Origin of the sequence: Microvirga tunisiensis (assembly GCF_009296175.1) — a bacterium.
Lineage (GTDB): Bacteria > Pseudomonadota > Alphaproteobacteria > Rhizobiales > Beijerinckiaceae > Microvirga > Microvirga tunisiensis.
Genome location: NZ_VOSK01000974.1, coordinates 1 through 601, shown reverse-complemented (window position 1 = coordinate 601; position 601 = coordinate 1). Strand labels below are relative to the sequence as shown.

General features: G+C 61.1%; 2 pseudogenes. Both read left to right on the top strand.

The window, feature by feature from the left end:
* Positions 1-126 (top strand): annotated as a pseudogene (locus FS320_RS44805) (sugar phosphate nucleotidyltransferase); the annotation flags it as partial.
* 62 nt (positions 127-188) lie between these two features.
* A pseudogene (locus FS320_RS44800) lies at positions 189-386 on the top strand (transposase); the annotation flags it as partial.
* Positions 387-601: the final 215 nt, after the last annotated feature.

The window sequence follows — 601 nt, the reverse complement described above, 5'->3', positions numbered from 1 at the left end:
CTGGCCGGAGGCCGCGGCAGTCGCCTGCTGGAGCTGACTGACAAGCGGGTCAAGCCGGCGGTTTACTTCGGGGCAAAGTCGCGCATCATCGACTTTGCCCTCTCGAACGCCCTCAACTCCGGCATCCTGATCCTCCCTCGCTTTGATGGACACCTCTGATACGCTCCTGTGGAGCAGAAAGGTGTTTGATGACGAAGACGAGGCGAGACTTCACACCGGAATTCAAGCGGGAGGCTGTGGCGCTTCTGGCAAGCAGCGGTCGGCCCCTCATGCAAATCGCAACAGAGTTGGGAATTTCACCCTCGATGCTGCGCAACTGGCGGACCGTTGGGCACGGCGGTAGCCCTCGATCGAGGGCTGGCTCAAAGGGTTCTGCGACCAGTTCGGCCCCGATGACCTCTCCGGCTGATCAGGCGGCGGAGATTGCCCGTCTGCGCCGTGAGCTCGATCGCACGCGCATGGAGCGCGATGTGTTAAAAAACCGTCGCGGATCGGGTCCGCCTGTGGGGTCAGAAACAGCTTGCTGGTAGTCTGTTGCCGGAGGGGAGCGGCCGTTAGCTTATTGGTGGCTCATGACCCCGTTAAAAAACATGGTCCATGG